This is a genomic window from Kitasatospora sp. NPDC058492 (genome assembly GCF_042720685.1).
In the GTDB taxonomy this organism is placed as follows: Bacteria; Actinomycetota; Actinomycetes; order Streptomycetales; family Streptomycetaceae; genus Kitasatospora.
The window spans coordinates 24,315-43,150 of record NZ_JBHXMU010000074.1 but is presented as its reverse complement, the minus strand read 5'-3'; the positions used below and the strand labels follow the sequence as shown (position 1 = coordinate 43,150).

At 74.5% G+C, this 18,836-nt stretch carries 19 protein-coding genes; 7 read left to right on the top strand and 12 right to left on the bottom strand.

Translation table 11 applies throughout. The features are described from left to right. Positions 1–147: 147 nt before the first annotated feature. From ACFWPI_RS34060 to ACFWPI_RS34045, 4 genes are all read right to left on the bottom strand, one after another. Entirely contained in the window at positions 148–906 is a 759-nt protein-coding gene (locus ACFWPI_RS34060) for a polysaccharide deacetylase family protein (RefSeq protein ID WP_380377431.1), read from the bottom strand. Next, positions 903–1,634, bottom strand: a complete 732-nt coding sequence (locus ACFWPI_RS34055; RefSeq protein WP_244293554.1) for an SDR family oxidoreductase — start codon at positions 1,632–1,634, stop codon at positions 903–905. The genes ACFWPI_RS34060 and ACFWPI_RS34055 overlap by 4 nt, the downstream gene beginning before the upstream one ends. 135 nt (positions 1,635–1,769) lie before the next feature. Next, positions 1,770–2,696, bottom strand: coding sequence for a hypothetical protein (locus ACFWPI_RS34050; protein WP_380377432.1), 927 nt, complete (start codon positions 2,694–2,696; stop codon positions 1,770–1,772). A 103-nt stretch (positions 2,697–2,799) separates the two neighbouring features. Beyond that, positions 2,800–3,603, bottom strand: a complete 804-nt coding sequence (locus ACFWPI_RS34045; protein WP_380343185.1) for an SAM-dependent methyltransferase — start codon at positions 3,601–3,603, stop codon at positions 2,800–2,802. A 223-nt stretch (positions 3,604–3,826) separates the two neighbouring features. On the opposite strand from ACFWPI_RS34045, the gene ACFWPI_RS34040 reads away from it, so the two are divergent. Continuing rightward, positions 3,827–4,501 (top strand): RNA polymerase sigma factor, encoded by a 675-nt coding sequence (locus tag ACFWPI_RS34040; protein ID WP_063350675.1) that lies wholly within the window; start codon positions 3,827–3,829, stop codon positions 4,499–4,501. An 86-nt stretch (positions 4,502–4,587) separates the two neighbouring features. Next, positions 4,588–5,235, top strand: coding sequence for a hypothetical protein (locus tag ACFWPI_RS34035; RefSeq protein ID WP_363374696.1), 648 nt, complete (start codon positions 4,588–4,590; stop codon positions 5,233–5,235). A gap of 30 nt (positions 5,236–5,265) precedes the next feature. Here the strand turns inward: ACFWPI_RS34035 and ACFWPI_RS34030 are convergent, their stop codons facing one another. The 4 genes from ACFWPI_RS34030 to ACFWPI_RS34015 all read right to left on the bottom strand — a co-directional run bounded on the left by ACFWPI_RS34030 (position 5,266) and on the right by ACFWPI_RS34015 (position 9,255). Further along, positions 5,266–7,020 (bottom strand): condensation domain-containing protein, encoded by a 1,755-nt coding sequence (locus ACFWPI_RS34030; protein ID WP_380377434.1) that lies wholly within the window; start codon positions 7,018–7,020, stop codon positions 5,266–5,268. A 158-nt stretch (positions 7,021–7,178) separates the two neighbouring features. Further along, entirely contained in the window at positions 7,179–7,958 is a 780-nt protein-coding gene (locus ACFWPI_RS34025; protein ID WP_380377436.1) for a hypothetical protein, read from the bottom strand. A 4-nt stretch (positions 7,959–7,962) separates the two neighbouring features. Further along, positions 7,963–8,253: a phosphopantetheine-binding protein gene (locus tag ACFWPI_RS34020; RefSeq protein WP_079136143.1), complete on the bottom strand. Its 291-nt coding sequence runs from the start codon at positions 8,251–8,253 to the stop codon at positions 7,963–7,965. Positions 8,254–8,322: 69 nt separating this feature from the next. Then, positions 8,323–9,255: a 3-oxoacyl-[acyl-carrier-protein] synthase III C-terminal domain-containing protein gene (locus ACFWPI_RS34015; protein ID WP_380377438.1), complete on the bottom strand. Its 933-nt coding sequence runs from the start codon at positions 9,253–9,255 to the stop codon at positions 8,323–8,325. A gap of 145 nt (positions 9,256–9,400) precedes the next feature. Between ACFWPI_RS34015 and ACFWPI_RS34010 the strand changes: the two genes are divergently transcribed. From ACFWPI_RS34010 to ACFWPI_RS33995, 4 genes are all read left to right on the top strand, one after another. Next, positions 9,401–9,724 (top strand): hypothetical protein, encoded by a 324-nt coding sequence (locus ACFWPI_RS34010; RefSeq protein ID WP_159398581.1) that lies wholly within the window; start codon positions 9,401–9,403, stop codon positions 9,722–9,724. Then, entirely contained in the window at positions 9,721–10,914 is a 1,194-nt protein-coding gene (locus ACFWPI_RS34005) for a glycosyltransferase (protein ID WP_380377440.1), read from the top strand. The genes ACFWPI_RS34010 and ACFWPI_RS34005 overlap by 4 nt, the downstream gene beginning before the upstream one ends. Positions 10,915–11,060: 146 nt before the next feature. Further along, complete coding sequence (locus ACFWPI_RS34000; RefSeq protein ID WP_063350668.1) at positions 11,061–12,035, top strand: ATP-binding cassette domain-containing protein; 975 nt, start codon at positions 11,061–11,063, stop codon at positions 12,033–12,035. A gap of 22 nt (positions 12,036–12,057) precedes the next feature. Then, positions 12,058–12,822 carry an ABC transporter permease gene (locus tag ACFWPI_RS33995; RefSeq protein WP_380343208.1) on the top strand — a complete coding sequence of 255 codons (765 nt, stop codon included), beginning with the start codon at positions 12,058–12,060 and terminating at the stop codon, positions 12,820–12,822. A 97-nt stretch (positions 12,823–12,919) separates the two neighbouring features. Here ACFWPI_RS33995 and ACFWPI_RS33990 read toward each other — a convergent pair whose 3' ends face one another. The 4 genes from ACFWPI_RS33990 to ACFWPI_RS33975 form a co-directional block, all read right to left on the bottom strand. Further along, the gene (locus ACFWPI_RS33990; RefSeq protein WP_380377443.1) at positions 12,920–14,218 is read right to left on the bottom strand and encodes a PLP-dependent aminotransferase family protein; all 1,299 of its coding nucleotides are present in this window, start codon (positions 14,216–14,218) and stop codon (positions 12,920–12,922) included. Then, positions 14,215–15,150 (bottom strand): alpha/beta hydrolase, encoded by a 936-nt coding sequence (locus ACFWPI_RS33985; protein WP_380377445.1) that lies wholly within the window; start codon positions 15,148–15,150, stop codon positions 14,215–14,217. The genes ACFWPI_RS33990 and ACFWPI_RS33985 overlap by 4 nt, the downstream gene beginning before the upstream one ends. 112 nt (positions 15,151–15,262) lie before the next feature. Beyond that, positions 15,263–16,057, bottom strand: a complete 795-nt coding sequence (locus ACFWPI_RS33980) for a class I SAM-dependent methyltransferase (RefSeq protein ID WP_380377447.1) — start codon at positions 16,055–16,057, stop codon at positions 15,263–15,265. Between the two features lie 49 nt (positions 16,058–16,106). Further along, a complete protein-coding gene (locus tag ACFWPI_RS33975) occupies positions 16,107–17,201 on the bottom strand; it encodes an alpha-hydroxy acid oxidase (RefSeq protein WP_380377449.1) in 1,095 nt (364 codons plus the stop codon). Between the two features lie 180 nt (positions 17,202–17,381). Between ACFWPI_RS33975 and ACFWPI_RS33970 the strand changes: the two genes are divergently transcribed. Then, on the top strand, positions 17,382–18,818 hold the full coding sequence (locus ACFWPI_RS33970; RefSeq protein WP_380377451.1) for a class I adenylate-forming enzyme family protein: 1,437 nt from the start codon (positions 17,382–17,384) through the stop codon (positions 18,816–18,818). Positions 18,819–18,836 lie beyond the last annotated feature (18 nt).

Here is an 18,836-nt window from a genome sequence, read left to right as displayed (position 1 = left end):
GCTTCCGCGGCCCCTGAGCCGTCCGGTCCTTGCGGATCTTGAAGTCCATCGCATCCCCTGAACTGGGGTGTTGCGACAACCACTAGAACCTAAGGTCGAGGCGGGGCTTCGCCGTCCGCCCGGCGCTCGGCGGCGGGCGCGATGCCGTCAGCCGCGGGCGGCCCCCGGGACGGCGTGGTCGCGGAGCGGGCCGAGGGTGAGGGAGTGGGCGCGGCAGTGGGCGGCGATCAGCGGAAGGGCGGCGAGGGTGGCCCGCCAGGAGTCGGGGGCGGAGGTGCAGTCGGAGTCGTGCAGGAGGAGGGTCGCGCCGCCGGTGAGGCCGGGGCGGGCGGCCGCGTAGACGGAGGCCCCGGTCGCCTCCGCCGTCCAGTCCCGGCCCCAGGCCGTCCACAGCACCGGGCGCAGGCCCAGCCGCCGGGCGGCCAGGGCCGGGCCCGCCGTCAGCACCCCGTACGGCGGGCGGTACCAGTGCGGGCGCACCCCGCACAGCGCGGTCACCGCCTCGGTCGCGCGGCGCAGTTCGCGCAGGTCACGGGCCGGGGCCGGGTACCACTGCGGCCGGTGGTGCCAGCCGTGGACGGCCACCTCGTGGCCGCGCAGCACCAGCTCCCGGCCGAGGGCGGGGGCGCGCTCCAGCATCGAGCCCAGCAGGAAGAAGGTGGCCCGGACACCGCCCAGCGCGTCCAGCGCGTCCAGGATCTCCGGGGTGCTGCGCGGGTCGGGGCCGTCGTCGAAGGTCAGGGCGACGTGGTGCGGGTCGGCGCCGAGGCCGGCGGTTCGACGGGCCAGCGTGCGGCGCAGCGCCGGGAGGCGCACCGCCGCCGGGGCCAGGTGCGCGAACTCCGCCGCGGCCGCCGCCGCGGCCGCCGTCGCGAGCACCCGGGTCGCGGTGTTCACCGGGCTCACCCGAAGCGGGAGGCCATGCGCCGGAACACGCCCGGCGCCACGCCGTGGATCCGGGCCGGGAAGCCGAGCCAGTGCGGCACGAAGAGCCGGTCACGCCCGGTGGTGATGGTCGCGACCACGGTGTCGGCGACCCGCTCCGCCGGCACGGGCCGTGGCCGCTCCCGCTGGTAGGGCGTGCCGCGCCGGTCGAAGAACGGGGTGTCCACCGGACCCGGCAGCACCAGGCGCACCCCCACCCCGGTGCCGCGCAGCTCGTACCAGAGGCTCTCCGCGAACATCGCCAGCCCGCCCTTGGTCGCCGCGTACCCCGACTCGTCGCGCACGCCGACCTGGCCGGCCATCGAGCCGAGCAGCACGATCCGGCCCCGGCGGCGCTCCAGCATGCCCGGCAGGAGCAGGCGGACCAGCCGCAGCGGGGCGGCGAAGTTGACCTCGATCATCCGGTCCAGGACGTCCGAGGGGGTGTCCGCGAACGGTCCGCGCCACCCCAGGCCCGCACTGGCGACCAGCGCGTCCACCCGGCCGGCCTCCGCGAGGGCCGCCTCCGCGAGCCGGCTCGGGCCGTCCGGTTTGCTCAGGTCCTCGGGCAGGACGCGGCCACCGGTCCGGGCGGCGACCTCGTCCAAGCGGGCGCCGTCCGTACCGGACAGCAGGGTCCGCCAGCCGGCGTCGGCCAGGCGGACGGCCGTGGCCAGGCCGATGCCGGAGGAGGCGCCGGTGACGAGCACGACCGGAGGGTCGGCGGGCCCCGGCCGTCGGGGGCCCGGCTGGGCTTCGTCCGCCATCGCGCACCTGCCGCTCCGTGGGCGTTCAACCGTCCGATTTGTCCGGCAAGTCACCTTCGCACGGCGGCGCCGCCCGGGCTACCGGGGCGGGACGGCCGACTCGGACTCCGCCTCCGGGCCCGGGCCGGGTTCAGGGTCCCGGTCCGCCGCGCCCGGCCGCGCACCGGCCACCTCCGCGGACTGCCCCTCCAACTCCCCGAACCTGGACAGCAGGAAGGTGCCGCCCACCGCCACCGCGAAGCCCGCCAGCGCGCACCACTCGAACCCCGGACGCGCCGCGTCGCCCAGCGCCGCCACGCCCACCAGCGCCGGACCGAAGGTCTCGGCAACCGTCCCGGCGGCGGTCGCGGCCGTGACCGTGCCGCGCTGCAGGGCCAGCGCGTACGCCAGGTAGCCGCCGAGGCCGCCCACCACGAGCGCGTACGCCGCCGGGTCGGTGAGGACGGTGACCAGGCTCGACGCGTCCATCACCCGCACCGCCAGGCTCGTCACCCCGAACCCCACCCCCGCCAGCAGCCCCAGCCCGGCCGCCGCCACGGTGCCGGCCCGGCGCACCAGGACGAGGGTCAGCAGCAGCATCACGGCCGTCGTCGCGAGCAGCGCCCAGTGGAACAGCGGCGGGGCGTGCTCCCGGCCCTCCCGGCCCGACCCCAGCGCCAGCAGCGTCAGGCCGACCACCACGGCGACGATTCCGACCGCGTCCCCCCGGCGCAGCCGTGCCCCGAGCAGCCGGACGGCGGCGAGCGCCGTCACGGCCAGGCTCGCATTGGTGACGGCCTGCACGAGGAACAGGGGCAGGCTGCGCAGCGCCACGATGCTCAGCGCGAAACCGACGATGTCCAGCACGGTGCCGAGCAGGAACTCCCACGAGCGCGCCAGCGCGGCCAGCAGCCCCGCCCGCACCCGGTCCGCCTGCGGCGCCGACCGCGCCCCACGCGCCTGGAACACCGCCCCGAACCCGAAGCACACGGTCGCGACCAAGGCGGTGGTGAGTCCCAGCAGCATGCCTCTCCCAGCCTCACGGGCAGCATCGATCCACCACCAGTCTGTCCCCGGGGCGGCGAGGCCGCACGGGTGGGGCGGGTGGGGGGCGGCGCGGTCGGCGGGGTCAGGGTTTGAGGGCCACGGCCGCGTAGGCGGCGGCTTCGGGGGCGGTGGCCGGCGGGTCGGTGGGGGTGGGACGCCAGTGGGGGGTGGGGACGATGCCGGGGGCGATGAGGCTCCAGCCGTCGAAGAAGCGGGTGAACTCGGGGAGCGTGCGGGCCTGGGCGGCGGTGCCGGCGGATTCGTAGATCCGGACCAGGCCGGCGATCTCGGCCGGGGCGAAGTCGGGGGTGACGTGGGTCATCACCAGGGCGCTGCCGGGGGCGAGGGCCGCTTTGAGGTGCTCGACGAGCTCGTGGGCGCCGTGGGTGTCGGGGACGAAGTGCAGGAGGGCGTTGAGGGAGAGCGCAACGGGCCGGGTGAGGTCGATGGTGTCGCGCAGGCCGGGCGAGGCGAGGAGCCGGGCGGGGTCGGTGACGTCGGCCTCGACGTAGGCGGTGCGGCCTTCGGGGGTGCCGGTGAGCAGGGCCTGGGCGTGTGAGAGCACGATCGGGTCGTTGTCGGCGTAGACGACGCGGGCGCACGGTTCCACGCTCTGGGCGACCTCGTGGAGGTTGGGCGGGGTGGGGATGCCGGTGCCGATGTCGAGGAACTGGTCGATGCCGGCCCGGGCGAGGGCACGGGTGGAGCGGTGGACGAAGGACCGGTTGGCGCGGGCGGCGACGCGCAGCCAGGGTCCGAGGGCGAGGGCGTGCCCGGCGGCCTCGCGGTCGGCGGCGAAGTTGGTGAAGCCGCCGAGGTAGTAGTCGTACATCCGGGCCGAGTGCGGCATGTTGAGCCGCAGGTCGACTCCGTCGTAGAGGCTCATCGCGTTCCCCTTGGCGTCGCGGACACCTGTCGATTGGTGCCCACCGTATCCGGAGGTCAAGCGCGGTCCGCCGCATTCCAACCGGTCAGCTGATCCCATGGGATGACAATCCGTATTCGGGATGCGGCCTGGAGTGACGAGCCGGATGGACTGAGGATGGGCGCAGACAGCCCGACCCTCGAGTGGACCGCCGAGCTGCCGGCGGCCACGGAAAGCAGGCTCGATGACGATCGACAGGGGCGCCCCCGTGCGCGGGTACCGGGGAGGGCCCACGCTGGAGCGCGCCGACGGCCCGGAGTCGGACCGGGAGGCCGGTGGCGACCTCGGCCTGCGGCTGGACCTCACCTACGCGTCGTTCTGCGAGACCCATGAACCTGCTTGGCACGCCCTCGCGTTGACCAGGATAGGCGGCCAGGCGGACGCCGCGCTGGTGGTCGAGGCCGTGAAGGCGGACCTGGCCCGCTGCTGGCCGCAGGTGCTGCGGTTCGAGGAGCCGGCCGCGTACGCCTGGCGGTTGGCGAACCGGCACGTCTCGGACTGGATGTCCGCCGAGGAACCGGTGGCGGTGGAGGCCGTCACCTTCGCCGCGGTGATCGGCGCGTTCAAGCAGGTCGCGAACGGGCTGCTGCACAGCGAGGCGGACGAGGTGCGGCTGTACGCGGCGATCCTCGAACTCCCGGACCGGCAGCGGGATGTGATCATCCTGCGGTACCTGCTGGGCCTGCACGTCAAGGTGATCGCGGCCTACCTGGGGCGGCCGGTGGCGACGGTGCACTCCAACCTCCGGCACGCGCGGGAGCGGCTGGCGCGCCGGCTCGGGGTGGGCGAACTGCCGGACAGCTCGGGCGAACCGGCCGACCGCGCGGGTGAACTGCCGGACCGCGCGGGTCAGCTGTGACGCCCGGGCCGGAAGCCGACCCGCCCGACGGGGCGGGCGCGAGCGGCGAGGCGGTTGCCAGCGGTGGGGGGCGTGCGGTGGTTCACGTGCCCCGGCCGGAACGCGCGCACGCCGAGCGCATCGCAGCACTGCGCCAGGCCCGGCTCACGGCCGCGCCGACACACCTGCCGTCGGAGTTCGAGCAGGCCGCCTTCGAACTGGGCCTGGTGGTGGCCCTGGTGCTGGGCGCGCCGGACGCCTCCCGGGGGCTCGACCTCCTGGTGAACGCCCGCCGGATCCAGCCCGAGGGGGCGGAGGTGTTCGCCGCGCTGCTGTACGCGACCGGACGGGAGGAGGGCGCCGAGTTCTGGTGGCGCTTCGCCGCCGGATCGGGCTGCGGCACGGCGGCGTACTGCCTGCACCTGCACCATCTGAAGCTCGGCGAGAACGACGACGCCGACTACTGGCGGGCCTGGTCGGACCAGCTGGCGGCGGCCGGACGCCCCTCCGGGCCGATGCCGTTGCGGATGACCAGGCCGCTGCTGCCGGACGACGTGCGGCGCGACATCCTGTCCCGGGTCCACCACGGGCTGGCGCCGCAACTGCCGCCGCGGCTGGTCGCGGTGATCGACCGGCTGCCGGTGCAGGGCGACGAGGACGAGGAGGAGGTGCCGAGCCCGTGGGGGCTCACCTCGGGGGCGACCTCGGTGTGTTCGTGGGACGTCCGGTGGGACGGCGAGGACCCGTTGGAGTGAGCCGACCGCGTCTGCCCGTCCTCCCCCCGTTCAGGTGAGCGCCGCCTGCCGGGCGGCGATGTCCGGGTCGCGGCCGCCGCCGGCGGTGACGGCCTCCGCCCCGGAGCCGGTGTGCCGGACGACGTAGTGGTGCGGCGCCATCGCCGTGTCGCGGCCGGGCAGGGCGGCGACCACCGCGTGGTGGGCGACGGCCGGGGTGAGTGCGTGGTCCGCGCTGGTCAGCCTGGCGGTCAGCCTTCCCTCGTCCAGCGCCAGTTCGATGTCCGCCCGCGCGCCGAGGGCGGCCTCCAGCAGGGCGCGGACGGCGGCCAGGTCGACCCAGGAACCGTCGACCAGGTGCCACTCCCCGCTCCGACCGGGGGTCGGCACGCCGCCGACGCCGGGCAGGGCGTCGAGCGGCACGGGCCCGCGGGCGGCGGCGGCGAGGACGGCGAGCAGCGCCCGCGCGAACCGGTCGGTCTCGTCCGGGTCCAGCACCTGCGGGCAGCTGATCAGGGCGAAGTCGAGGCTGCCGCTGATCCGCAGGATGGTGAACATCAGCCGGACCGGCAGCGGCGGGGCGGGCACCCGGGTCAGTTCGGGGTCGGCGGCCGCGGCGGGTTGGGCGTCGGCGACGGCCGCGGGGATGGTCAGGCTCAGGTCGTTGACCACGACATGCCGGGGGAAGCGGCTGCCGCGCAGGTGGGCGCAGTCCTCGATGAGCCGCCAGACCTGTTCGGCGTCCAGGGTGCTGTGCCAGTAGGCGCTCAGCGAGGCCGCCTTGGCCCGGCCGATCAGCTGGTCGAGGTCGGCCGCCCCGGTGTCGAGCCGGATCAGGGCGTCCTGCGCCAGGGTGCCGACGTGGTCGACCAGGGCGGCGCGCTGGCGGTTCGCGGAGAGCGCCGAGAGCGCCAGCTCGGTACGGCCGGACCGGTGCGTGACGAGCGCGGCGAAGGCGGCGAGCAGGACCACGGACGGGCTCGCGCCGGTGCGGCGGCAGACGGCGGCGAGGTCCTCGGCGGCGGTGCGGGAGCGGACCAGGACGGCCGAGTGGTCGCGCGGGGGGCCGGTGATCCGCGCGTCGGCGAACACCACCTGCGGGCCGGTGGCGAGGCTGCGGGCCCAGTACCGCAGGGCGGCGGCCGACTTGCGGCGGCCCTGCGCGCTCCGTTCCGCGTCCGCGATCCGCAGCGGGGTCGGGGCGGTGACCGGCGGGAGGTCCTTGCCGGCGGCGAGGTCCAGCCAGTCCTGGATCAGCAGCACGGTGGCGGCGCCGTCGGCGCCCGCGTGGCAGATCACCGCGACCAGCCGCAGCAGTCGCTCCCCGTCGGCGACGAGGGTGATGCGCAGCCGCGGGGCGGCGGCCAGGTCGAACGGAACGGCGACGTCGGCTCGGCCCAACTCCACTGCGAACGCGTCCAGTTGGGCGCCGTCGCGATCGCCCGCCTCGATCACGGTGACGGTGAACCGGCCTTCCGGGTGCACCACTTGGCGCTCCGGGAAGCCGTCCGCGCCGGGGCCGGCGGGGAAGGAGGTGCGCAGCGACTCGTGCCGTTCGACGAGCCGGCGTAGGGCGGTCAGCCCGGCCGACACCGAGGTGCCGTCCGGGACGGGCCAGAGCGAATCCTTGTTGATCTGCTCGGGGGCGTCGCGCCCGATGCACCGGATCATGTTGTCCTGGCCGAGCGTGAGCGGCCCCGAACCGCCGACCGAACAGCCGGCCGCACCGCCGGCCGAGTCGTCGACCGGGGCCGCGTACCGGACCTCGATCCGCCTACTGCTCTGTGTCTCGCCGTACGGGGTCACGTCGTACGCGCCTTTCGGCTCGCCGGGAAGGGTTCAGCGGGGGTGCGATCGGGACGCTACCAGCGACCTCACATGCTGGTCCAGACCAATCGTCTACCAAACCGATGGTTCATCAATTCCTGTGCGAGACAGGCGAGTTGGCATGAACCGAACCATGGCTACGGAAGGGTCAACGTGCTCAGCACGCCGAGCCGGCGGTCCAGGTCGGCGACCAGGACGGGGCGCCCCTGCGCCCGCCAGGCGGGCAGCTGCTCGGCGAGCTCCGCCCAGGCCCCGGTGAACGGCTGGGCGGCCGCACCGTCGGCACCGGCCAGCCCGGGGCCGAGCACGAGCGCCGGGTCGGGCCCCAGCTCGGCAGCCCGATCCCGCACCACCGTGTCCGACAGGCCGGCACCAGGTATCTGATGGATCGTCATATCAGGCCCGGGGGCCTCCTCGCAGACCAGCACCACCACACCGTGCCGCTCCGGAAGCGACACCGGCGCGGCCGGCTCGTGGTGCAGCGCGGTCTGCTCGGCGAGCACCACGACCGCCCGACGGCAGGATCCGGTGCGGTGGTAGTCGACCGCGAGGCGCAGCGCGGTGAAGGCCGCGGCGACGCCCTGGTCGCAGACCGCGAAGGCGAGCGGCGTGCCCGGACAGGACCGGCTGAGCGCCAGCGAGGACGGCGCGCCCGGTCGGACGTCCGGAGTGTCGAAGGCCAGGATCAGCAGGTCGACGGGCTCGTCCTCGGCGAGCGCCTCGCGCAGCAGGTCGGCGGCCAGCTCCTCGTAGGAGTGGCCGACGCCCTCGCGCAGCAGGTCCTCGCGCAGCGGCAGGCCGTAGGGGCGGACGAGGTCGGAGACGAACACCCGCAGGTCCGGGTGGAGCGAGGCCTCCGAGCGCCCGTCGAAGCGCCGCGCGAGCACCCGGGTGATCCGCAGGCCGCGGTCGGCCACCTGGTCAGTCCTCGGGGATGACGTGTCCGGCGACGTAGTCGGCCAGCTTGGTGACCGAGCGCAGGTCGTCCTCGGTGATCTGCTCGACGTCCACCTGGATGTCGAGCGACTCCTCCAGCTCCAGGATGAGCTCGATGGTGCCGGCCGAGGTGAGGCCGAGATCGTCGAAGAGGCAGGCGTTCTCGGGGATCTCGGGCAGTTCGCGCTTGAGGACGCGGGGCAGCAGTTCGCCGATGCCGGTGCGGATCCGCTCGCGCAGCTCGGGGTCAGTGGTCTGGACCACAGGTTCTGACATGGGTGTCCCGTCCCGTCGTACGTGGGAGAGTGGTCTGGCATGGGAAGGATGGACGAAGCCGACGCTTCGTCAGCAGCGGACCGCCATTGCGGAGAACGTGGCTCCGACACCGGCGGCGGCGATCAGGTAGTGGTCGCCGCGGCGCAGCAGCCCCCGTGTGGTGGCGGTGTGAAGATTGATGAGGCTGTCCGCAGCGAAACTGTGCCCCACCGACAGCACGTTGTCCAGCACCACCTTGTCGAGCGGATAGCCGATCCGGCGCGCTATCATCCGCCACGACGCCTGGTTGACGTTGTGCGGAAGCACCGCGGCCAGGTCGGAGAGGTCCAGACCTGCCTCGTCCAGGGCGGCCTCGATCGCCTCCACCATCACGTTCGGGTACTCGCGCTGGTAGCGGGCCAGGAGGTCCGCGTCCTCGGCCAGTCGGCCGTCGAACTCCGGGCGCTGGCGCACCGCGAAGGAGAGCACCCGGTGGCGCTCGCCGTCGGCACTCACCAGACAGGCGGCCGCGCCCTCGGCGAAGATACCGGTCTCGGGCACCACCTGGGCGTCCTTGGTGAAGGTCTTCTCGCCCGCCAGGATGACCGCCAGCGCCCGCGGGTCGGGCTCGGCGGCGAGCAGCCGGCCGGCCAGGTCGATGGCCAGCAGGCCCACCGCGCACGCGTGGTGGGTCACCGTGAAGGCGTTGGCGTGCGCGAGGCCGCGCGGGGCGAGCAGGTCGTGCAGTGGGTTGAGCGGGTAGGGCACCGCCACCGGCATGCTGCGCGCGTGGATCACGAAGCGGACGTCCCGTTCGCGTCCGCGCAGCTCAGGCAGGTTGTCGAGGGCGGAGTCAAGCAGGTCGGGCAGCGTCCCGGACGGGTCCAGACGGAGCTGGTCCAGTCCGTGGAAGCGGCGGAAGAGTCGAAGTTGACGTGGGGTCAGGCCGATCCGCTCACCAACCGCCTCGATGGGCACGGCGTGCGGGGGGAGGTGAACGGCCACTGCCTCCAGTGCTGTCACGCGGGCTAGTATTCCGACGCCCGCCGGGTCGCACAAGTGATCTCGGGCCCCTTCACCGTCGCGTTCGTCTCCGAGGCCGCCGAATCCGCCTCCGGGGCGGGCGCGTTCACCCCCGTGCCGTCGAGCAGGCGGGAGACCCCCTTCGATGTCCGATGCCATTTCTCACACGTCGTCCGACCGTGAACCGCACCACCCCGCCGCGCCGTTGCACCCCGAGCTGGTCGCGCTGCTGGTCGAGGCCGCCGGGGCGCCCCCCGGCTGGGCCGACCGGCTGACCCCGGACGCCCGGCTGGACGGCGACCTGCTGCTCGACGAGGGCGAGCTGGCCGCGCTCGCCGGGCGCCTGCGCGAACGCTTCGGCCCGGCCGCCGACCTGGCCCGGCTGCGCGCCGGGCTGGACCTGGCCGCCCTGGAAGCGCTGACCGTCGCCGACCTGCAGAAACTGATCCCCGAGGAGGGTGCACGATGACCCGGTTCCTGCTGGTGATGCCCCCGTTGACCGGGCACGTCAATCCCGCGGCGGGCATCGCCGCCGAGTTGACCGCGCGCGGACACGACGTCGCCTGGACCGGCACCGAGTCGGTGCTGCGCCCGCTGCTCGGCCCCCAGGCCCAGGTGCTCGGCACCGGCACCCGGGCCTTCCGGGCGCAGGGCGGGCACGGGCTCGCCGCGCTGCGTTCGCTCTGGGAGGGCTTCATCGTCCCGTACGCGCGGTTCACCGCGAAGCCGCTGGACGCGATCGTGCGGGAGTTCCGGCCGGACGTCCTGCTCGTCGACCAGCACACCCCGGCGGGCGCGCTGGCCGCCCACCGGCACGGCCTGCCGTGGGCGAGCTTCGCGCCGGGGGCGATGGAACTGGGCCGCCCGTACCGGGCATTGCCGCAGGTGGAGACCTGGATGACCGGCCTGCTGCGCGGGTTGTGGGAGCGCGCCCGGCTGCCCGCGCAGGAGTACGTGGACCCGCGCTTCTCGCCCGCCCTGGTGCTGGCGACCACCGGCCCCGCGCTGACCGGTGACGACGCGCCGCCCCCGCACCACGCGCTGGTCGGGCCGGTCCAGTCCGCCCGCCCGGCCGACCCGGACTTCCCGTGGGAGCGGCTGCTGCCCGGGCGCCGACGGGTGCTGGTCACCATGGGCACGCTGGCCGGCGAGCTGGGCGCGGACTTCCACGCGCGGGCCGCCCGGGCGCTGGAGCTGTCCGGCGACGACGTGCAGCCGGTGTTCGCCGCCCCGCGCGAGCTGCTGCCCGAACTGCCGCCGCAGGCCGTCGCGGTGGACCGGGCGCCGGTGCTGGAGCTGATGGCGCGCGGCGCGCTGGACGCGGTGCTGTGCCACGGCGGGATGAACACCGTCGGCGAGGCACTGACGCACGGCCTGCCGCTGGTCACCGCACCGATCCGGCACGACCAGCCGTTCGTCGCGGCGCAGGTGGCGGCGGCCGGGGCGGGGCTGCGGGTGCCGTTCGCCCGGGTGACGCCGGAGCAGCTGGCGCAGGCCTTGCGGGCCGTCCTGGACACGGCCGACTACCGGCGCGGCGCGGTCCGGGTCGGCGAGGCGCTGCGCGCGGGCGGCGGGGCAGCCGCGGCCGCGGACCGGCTGGAGGCCCTGTCGGCCCGAGCCGGGCGGGACTTCCGGCAGCCGCTACCGGGGGCCCTGTAGCAGACCGGAAGATCAACGTCCATTGGTCTAGGCCATTGTCACCGGGCCGGGGTTCGTCCTAGGGTGGCGCCCAGCACCGCCTTCGCAGGTGCCGAGCACCGCCTTCCCAGGTGCCGTGGCAGCCCATCCCCGCACGGGAGTTCCGGTTGATCGAGACCACGGGACTGCGCAAGTCCTATCGCAAGAAGACCTCCCGCAAGAGCGGCGAGAACCCCACCGTCGACGCTGTGCGCGGCATCGACCTGTCCGTCGACGCGGGCGAGATCTACGGTTTCCTCGGGCCCAACGGTGCCGGGAAGACCACCACCCTGCGCATGCTGGCCACCCTGATCCGCCCGGACGGCGGTCAGGCCAGCATCGCCGGGGCCGACCTCTTCACCGACCCGGCCGGTGTACGCCGCCGGATCGGCTACGTCGCCCAGGGCGGCGGCACCACCGACACCGTCAGCGCCCGCGAGGAGCTGGTGCTCCAGGCCCGGATGTACGGCGCCGCCAAGGCGCAGGCCGTCCAGGCCGCCGAGGGCGCGCTCAAGGCCTTCGACCTGGCCGAATTCGGCGACCGCCCGTGCGCCACCTACTCCGGCGGCCAGCGCCGCCGGGTGGACATCGCGCTCGGCGTCATCCACGAGCCCCGGGTGCTGTTCCTGGACGAGCCCACGGTCGGGCTGGACCCGGCCAGCCGGGCGTACGTGTGGGAGGAGATCCGCCGGCTGCGCACCGAGGGCATGACCGTCGTCGTCACCACGCACTACCTCGACGAGGCCGACGCCCTGTGCGACCGGGTCGCGATCGTCGACCACGGCCAGGTGGTGGCCGAGGGCACGCCCGAGGTGCTCAAGCGCGAGATCTCCGGCGACGTCGTGCTGCTCGGACTGGAGCCCGGAGAGGGCGTCGCCGAGCGGGCCGCCGAGGTGCTGCGCCCGCAGCCCTACCTGCACCGGCTGGAGTTCAGCGGGGAGGACGGACTGCGGCTCTACCTGGAGGACGGCGCGGCGGCCATCCCGCAGCTGCTGCGCGCGCTGGACGGGGCGGGCGTGACGCCCGGCACCGTCCAGCTCCAACGCCCCAGCCTGGACGACGTGTTCCTGGCCCGCACCGGCCGTTCGCTCCAGCAGTCCTGATCCGCCCACTCCTGGGGAGACCATGAAGCTCGCCCGCGACACCTGGCTGGTCTTCCAGCGCCAGGTGCTGCTGATGATCCGCACCCCGATCTGGATCGCCGTCGGGATCATCCAGCCCGTGCTCTACCTGCTGCTGTTCGCCCCGCTGCTGAAGAAGGTGCTCGTCCCCGGCGGTACCAGCAGCTACGCCGACACCTACCAGGTGTACGTGCCGGGCCTGTTGGCGGTGCTGTGCATCTTCGGCGGACTGTTCACCGGCTTCAGCCTGCTCGGCGAGCTGAAGGCCGGCATCATCGAGCGCGCCCGGGTGACGCCGGTGAGCCGGCTGGCGCTGCTGCTCGGGCGGGCGCTGCGGGAGATGGTGGCGCTGCTGGTGCAGGCCGTCCTGATCACCCTGATCGCGCTGCCGTTCGGGCTGCGGGTGAGCCCCCTGAACCTGCTGCTCGCCTACCTGCTGCTCGGGCTGCTGGCGCTGATGACCTCGGCGATCTCCTACGGCATCGCGCTGATGGTGCCGACGGACGCGGCGATGGCACCGGTGGTGAACACCCTCGCGCAGCCGATCGCGCTGCTCTCGGGGGTGCTGCTGCCGCTCACCCTGGCGCCGCACTGGCTGCAGCAGACCGCCAAGTGGAACCCCTTCTACTGGGCGGTGGAGGGCATGCGCGCGCTGTTCTCCGGCCACCTCGGGGACAGTGCGGTGTGGCAGGGCCTGCTGGTCGTCGTGGTGATGACCGTGCTGTCGGTGTACTGGTCGGCCCGGTTGTTCTCCACCCGGGTGCGCTGAGACACGACATGAGAGGAGGGGCCCGGCTCACGAGCCGGGCCCCTCCTGCTGTTGCCGCCAGCGCCGCTCAGGAAGCGATCGCCCAGGAGGCGGTCGCTCAGGAGGCGATGAACGCCGCCAACTTGGCCACACCGTCGATGATCTGAGCCTGCGTCAGTGAACTGATCGAGAGCCGCAGGCGGTGCTCCCCGCCGCCCGCCGGGTAGAACGGCGCCATCGGCGTCCACAGCACCCCGTAGCCGCGGGCGCAGCGTTCCATCGCCGCGTCGTCGGCGGCGAACGGGACGGTCAGCACGGCGAAGAAGCCGCCCTCGGGCCGGTTCCAGGACACGCCCAGACGGCGCCGCTCGGAGGCCGGGAAGTGCCGGTCCAGCTCCCGCAGCAGGGTGTCCATGCCGGCCGCGTAGTGGGCCGTGGCGGCGACGTTGGCGGCGCGCAGCCGGCAGTCGTGGCGCAGCAGCATGCCGCCGATGACGGCCTGGCTGAGCGCGGGCGTGTTGACCGTCGTCATGCTCTTCAGCTTGGCCAGTTCGTCCGCCAGCAGGGTGCGCCGCCCGCCGGGGCCGGCCACCTCCTGGTCGGCCACGACGTAGCCGAGGCGGGCGCCGGGGAAGCAGGTCTTGGCGAAGGAGCCCAGGTAGACCACCTGGCGGCGGCGGTCGAGCGCCTTGAGCGTCGGCCGCTCCCCCGGGTCGCGGGCGAAGAAGCCGTACGGGTTGTCCTCGATGACGAGCAGGCCCTCCTCGGCGGCCGTCTCCAGCAGCCGGGTGCGGGCCGCGACGGGCATGCTGGTGCCCGAGGGGTTGGCGAAGTCCGGGACGACGTAGAGGGCGCGCGGGCGGCGGCCCTCGGCCCGCACGGCCCGGGCGGCGGCGCGCACGGCCTCCGGGTCGGGGCCGCCGGCCGGGCCCTCGGGGACGGGGAGCGTGGTCAGGTCGAGCAGCCGGGCGGCGCCGGTGACGCCGACGTAGCAGGGCGAGCTGACCAGCAGGACGTCGTCCGGGCCGGCGCACAGGGCGCGCAGGGTGAGCAGCATGCCCTCCTGGGCGCCGACCGTCAGCACCAGGGCCTCGGGGGCCACCGCCAGGCCCTCGTCGTTGGCGAGGGTGCGGGCGACCAGGTCGGCGATGATCCCCTTGGTGGGGCCGTACTGGAACAGCGCGGTGCGCACGGCGTCCCGGTCGAGGCCGCGGGCCGCCAGGTGGGCGAGGTAGGTGTCCAGGTAGGCGGGGACGTCCTCGGGTTCGAAGAAGCCCTCGTAGGGGCGGCCGGGGGCGAAGGAGACGGCGTCGGGGTAGCGGGTGGTGACCTCGTTGAGGAAGGTCATCGCGTCCAGCAGCGGGTCGGCCAGGCTGGCGTGCAGGTCGGCCAGGGGCAGGGGCTCGGGCGCGCTCACCGCAGGGCCTCGCGCAGCCGCTCGGCGGCGTAGCGCTGGGCGTCGGCGGCCGCGTCCAGGGTGCCGGTCATGGCGAAGAAACCGTGCGGCATGCCGTCGTAGCGGCGGCTCTCCACCGGCACCCCGGCCGCGCGCAGCGCCTCGGCGTACTGCTCGCCCTCGTCGCGCAGCGGGTCGTACTCGGCGGTGATGACGGTCGCGGGCGGCAGTCCGGCCAGGCCGGGGGCGCGCAGCGGGGAGGCGTGCGGGTGGGCGCCGTCGGCGGGGTCGGCCAGGTAGTGGCCCCAGTACCAGTCCACCGAGCGGCGGTTGAAGAGCATCGGGTCGTCGTGCTCGCGCAGCGAGGGGGTGTCGGCGGCGTGGTCGGTGTTGGGGTAGACGAGCAGCTGGTGGCGCAGGGCCGGGCCGTTCTCGTCGCGGGCGATCAGGGTGAGGGCGGCGGTGAGGTTGCCGCCGGCGCTGTCGCCGCCGACGGCGAGCCGGCCCAGGTCGACGCCGAGTTCGCCGGCGTGTGCGGCGAGCCAGTACAGCGCGGCGCGGCAGTCCTGGACGGCCGCGGGGAAGGGGTGTTCGGGGGCGAGCCGGTAGCCGACGGAGACGGTGACGCAGCCGGCCGCGTTGGTCAGCCGGCGGCAGATCGCGTCGCTGGTGTCGGGCGAGCCGAGGGCCCACCCACCGCCGAACAGATAGAGCAGGGCAGGAAGTTGACGGCCGGGCGGCTCGGGGCGGTAGAGCCGTAGGGCGAGTTCGCCGCCCGGGCCGGGGATTCGGTGCTCCTCGACGGCGGCGACCGGCTCGGGGCTCCCGGCCGCGGCGCGGATGTCGGCGAGGTCGGCGGCGCGGGCCTCGGCCAGGGTGAGGGTGTAGAGCGGCGGCGCACCGCTGCTCGCGCGCCGGGCGCGCAGCGCCTCGGCCTGGGGGTGCAGGGGCATGGGTGGTCCCGTTCGGTACAGATCCGGTGCGGAGGCGTCGGCGGGGGCCCAGGGTCCAGGGGGCTATGAGCCCAAGGACCCGAGGGCCTGGCGAGCCTATGGGTCTACGGGCCTAACGGTCGGCTTCGACGTAGACGGTCTCGTCGGTGCGGAAGGCGGTGTCGAGGTCGGCGACGTCGGGGCGGGCACCCTGGCGGTAGGCGCAGTGGCGGATCCGCTCCGGTTCGAAGCCGGCGAGGGCGAGGACGTGGCGCAGCTCGTCCAGGTCGTAGATCCACTGGTGCCCGTAGTAACGGAAGATCTGGTTGACCAGGAAGGCCGGGCGGGCGGGCATCGGCGGGCCGAAGCCGAGGGTGGTGAGGCGGCGGCGGTGCTTGGCGAGGAAGCCGTCCCCGTTGGCGTAGCCGGCCAGGTAGCGGGCGAGGTCCGGGGTGGTGAGGCGCAGCACGCCGCCGGGGCGCAGGACGCGGCGGACCTCGCGCAGCCAGCCGACCGCGACCGGCATGGTGACGTGCTCGATCAGGTGCTCGGCGTAGACCCAGTCGACGCTGGCGTCGGCGAAGGGCAGCGGCCGGCCGATGTCGAGCTGGGTGAACCAGCGGTCGCCGTCGATCCGGTAGAGGGTGCCGGGCTCGGTGGCGGCGCCGGGGCTGCGCAGGGCGGTGAGGTCGCTGCCGAGTCCTTCCGGGTGGGCGGTCCGGAAGGCGGCGAACTCGATTCCGGTGAGGCCGAGTTCGCGGAATCCGGCGTGGTCGCGGGGCAGCCCGCCGGGGTGCGCTTCGAGCGTGTCGCAGGTGGCGACCAGCTCGCTGAAGGCGTCCAGGCGGGTGGCGAGGCCGTCGGGGTCGTCCCAGTCCCAGCCGGGGAAGGGGTCGTTGCGTTCGGTCTCGGGGGTCGGTTCGGTCATCTGCTGTTCTCCATCCAGTAAGGACAACGTGGTGCAGGCGGTGCGCGGTTCAGCGGGCCGGGCAGGGCCAGGGGGCGAGGGCCGTGCGGTCCAGGTCGGCGAGCCGGGGGCGGCCCAACAGGGCCATGGTGTGCTCCAGTTCCTCGCGCAGCAGGTCGAGGACGCGGTGCACGCCGGCCTCCCCCTCGGTGGCGAGGCCCCAGAGCACCGGACGGCCGACCAGGACGGCGCGGGCGCCGAGGGCGAGCGCGACGGCGATGTCGGCGCCGGTGCGCACCCCGCCGTCGAGCAGCACCGGCAGGTCGGCGGGTACGGCGTCGACGACCTCGGGCAGTGCGGCCAGGGAGGGCAGTGCGCCGTCGAGTTGCCGCCCGCCGTGGTTGGAGACCACGACGGCGTCGGCGCCGTGCTCGGCGGCGAGCCGGGCGTCCTCGGCGGTCAGGATGCCCTTGAGGACCAGCGGCAGCCGGGTGCGGGCGCGCAGCCAGTCGAGGTCGGCCCAGGTCAGGGTGGGGTCGAACTGTTCGCGGGCGTGCTCGGCGATGCCCGAACCGCCGTCCGTCACGCGGTGGCTGGCGGACATCAGGTCCTGGTCCAGGTTGACGGCGCGGACGGCGGGCGGGATCGCGAAGCCGTTGCGCAGGTCGCGCAGGCGGCGGCCGATCCTGGGGGCGTCCACGGTCAGGACGAGCGCGGAGTAGCCGGCCGCCTCGGCGCGTTCGACCAGGGCGGCGAGCGCGGCGCGTTCGCGCAGCCAGTACAGCTGGAGCCAGAGCGGGCCGGTGGCGGCGGCCGCGATCTCCTCCAGGGTGCGGCTGGCGAACATGCCGGCGACCAGCAGGGCCCCGGCGCGGCCGGCGGCGCGCGCGGTGGCGGTCTCGCCCTCCGGGTCGACCAGCCGGTGGTAGGCCATCGGGGCGATGCCGACCGGCAGGCCGAGCGGCGCGCCGAGCAGCGTGCGCCCGGGCGAGCAGTCGGAGACGTCGACCATCGTGCGCGGGCGCAGTGCATAGCGCGCGAACATTTCCCGGTTCGCCGCCACGGTGCGTTCCGTGCCGCTGCCACCCTCGATGAAGTCCCATATTTCCGGGGAAAGTTGCGCGCGCGCGGCGTGCTCCATCCCGGCCAGCGTGAGTTCTCCCACGGGCGTCCTCGATTCCGGGCGGCCACGCGTGGACCAGCCCCGGTTCGGCAGCGTAGGAGCAACAACCACATTGGTATAGACCTTGATTTGACCAAACGTCTGTGCAATCGTCTGGCAACGGAATTGACCGTTTTGGTTGTGAACGGCGTTCATGTCAAATCCCCTCACTTGTGTGGAGCGGTGTTGACCGGCATTTCCCCCTCTTCACTTCCGCCTTCCTCACCGCCGCACGCCGACGCCCCGGACGCCTGGGTCGACCGGCTGTTGCTGGCCGGTCCCGGAGGCGAGGAGTGCCTGCATCTCGGCGGACCACTCGACCGGGACGCCCTGCGCGCCCTGGTCGACGAACAGGCCGCGCACCTCGCCGCGGCCGGACTCGGCCCCGGCGGCACCGCCGCGCTACGACTGCCGCCCTCGGTGGCGTTCGTCACGGTGCTGCTGGCGTGCTGGCGGCTCGGCGCCCAAGTGGCGCTGCTCGACCACCGCTTGACGGACCACGAGGTCGACGCGGCGGTCGCGCGGCTGGCTCCGCAGGTCCTGGTAGGCTCCGCCCACCGGCCCGCGGCCGCTCTGCGCGGCTTCTCCGAGGTCGAGCCGGTGGCCGTCCGGCTGCCGGACGGGCGCCCGGCCCGCACCGGGCACGCGCTGATCCAGCTCAGCTCCGGATCCACCGGCCCGGCCAAGGTCATCGCCCGCACGGCCTCCGACCTGCTCCGCGAACTCGACTGCTACCACAGGCTGGTGGAGTTCCCCGGCGAGGGCGAGCGGGTCGTCCTGCTGTCCTCCGTAGTGCACGTGCTCGGCCTGGTCGGCGGACTGCTCAACAGTCTGCACGCGCGGGTCGCGCTCACCGTGCCCGAGCGGATGACGGCGGCGGGCATCCTCGCCGCGGTCGCCGCCGGCGACCGGCCGACCACCGTCATCGGGGTACCCTTCCACGCCGAACTGCTGGCCGGCACCGTCAACCCCCCGGCGCTGCCGGGGCTGCGACGGATGATCGTGGCCGGCGAACTGGTCCGCCCGGGCCTGCCCGCGCTGTTCGCCGACCGCTACGGCGCCCCGCTCGGCACCATGTACGGGATGACCGAGACCGGGGTCATCGCCACCGACCTGTCCGGCGCGCTCCACCCGGCCAAGCAGCCCGTCCACGGGATGCGGCTGCGGCTGGTCGCGGGCGAGCTGCGGATCGGCACGGAGGCCTCGCCCTACCCGGGGCTGGACGACCCGACCCGCTGGTCGGACGGCTGGCTGCACACCCGCGACGCGGCCGAACTCGACCCGGCCACCGGCCTGGTCACCGTCCTCGGCCGGCTGGACTCACAGGTCTCGATCGGCGGCCTCAAGGTCGACCTCACCGAGATCGAGCAGACCCTCACCGCGCTGCCCGAGGTCCGCGAGGCCGTCGTGGTCTTCGAGGACGGCGCGATCGAGGCCTACCTCGCCACCGAACCCGACGCCGACCTCGCCCTCGTCCAGGACGGGCTGGCCCGCCGGCTCGCCGCCTACAAGCGGCCGCGACGGCTCGCCCTGCTGCCCCGACTCCCCCGTACCGCCACCGGAAAACTCCTGCGCGACCCGGCCGCCCTGCGCAGCACCGCCACGGCCGCCGCGCTCTGATCCACCGCACGCACCCCG

Bases quoted from the DNA above. Each gene is read 5' to 3' on its own strand.
- ACFWPI_RS34050 (WP_380377432.1), bottom strand. From the start codon at position 2,696: ATGCTGCTGGGACTCACCACCGCCTTGGTCGCGACCGTGTGCTTCGGG.
- ACFWPI_RS34045 (WP_380343185.1), bottom strand. From the start codon at position 3,603: ATGAGCCTCTACGACGGAGTCGACCTGCGGCTCAACATGCCGCACTCG.
- ACFWPI_RS34040 (WP_063350675.1), top strand. From the start codon at position 3,827: ATGACGATCGACAGGGGCGCCCCCGTGCGCGGGTACCGGGGAGGGCCC.
- ACFWPI_RS34020 (WP_079136143.1), bottom strand. From the start codon at position 8,253: ATGTCAGAACCTGTGGTCCAGACCACTGACCCCGAGCTGCGCGAGCGG.
- ACFWPI_RS34010 (WP_159398581.1), top strand. From the start codon at position 9,401: ATGTCCGATGCCATTTCTCACACGTCGTCCGACCGTGAACCGCACCAC.
- ACFWPI_RS34005 (WP_380377440.1), top strand. From the start codon at position 9,721: ATGACCCGGTTCCTGCTGGTGATGCCCCCGTTGACCGGGCACGTCAAT.
- ACFWPI_RS33995 (WP_380343208.1), top strand. From the start codon at position 12,058: ATGAAGCTCGCCCGCGACACCTGGCTGGTCTTCCAGCGCCAGGTGCTG.
- ACFWPI_RS33985 (WP_380377445.1), bottom strand. From the start codon at position 15,150: ATGCCCCTGCACCCCCAGGCCGAGGCGCTGCGCGCCCGGCGCGCGAGC.
- ACFWPI_RS33980 (WP_380377447.1), bottom strand. From the start codon at position 16,057: ATGACCGAACCGACCCCCGAGACCGAACGCAACGACCCCTTCCCCGGC.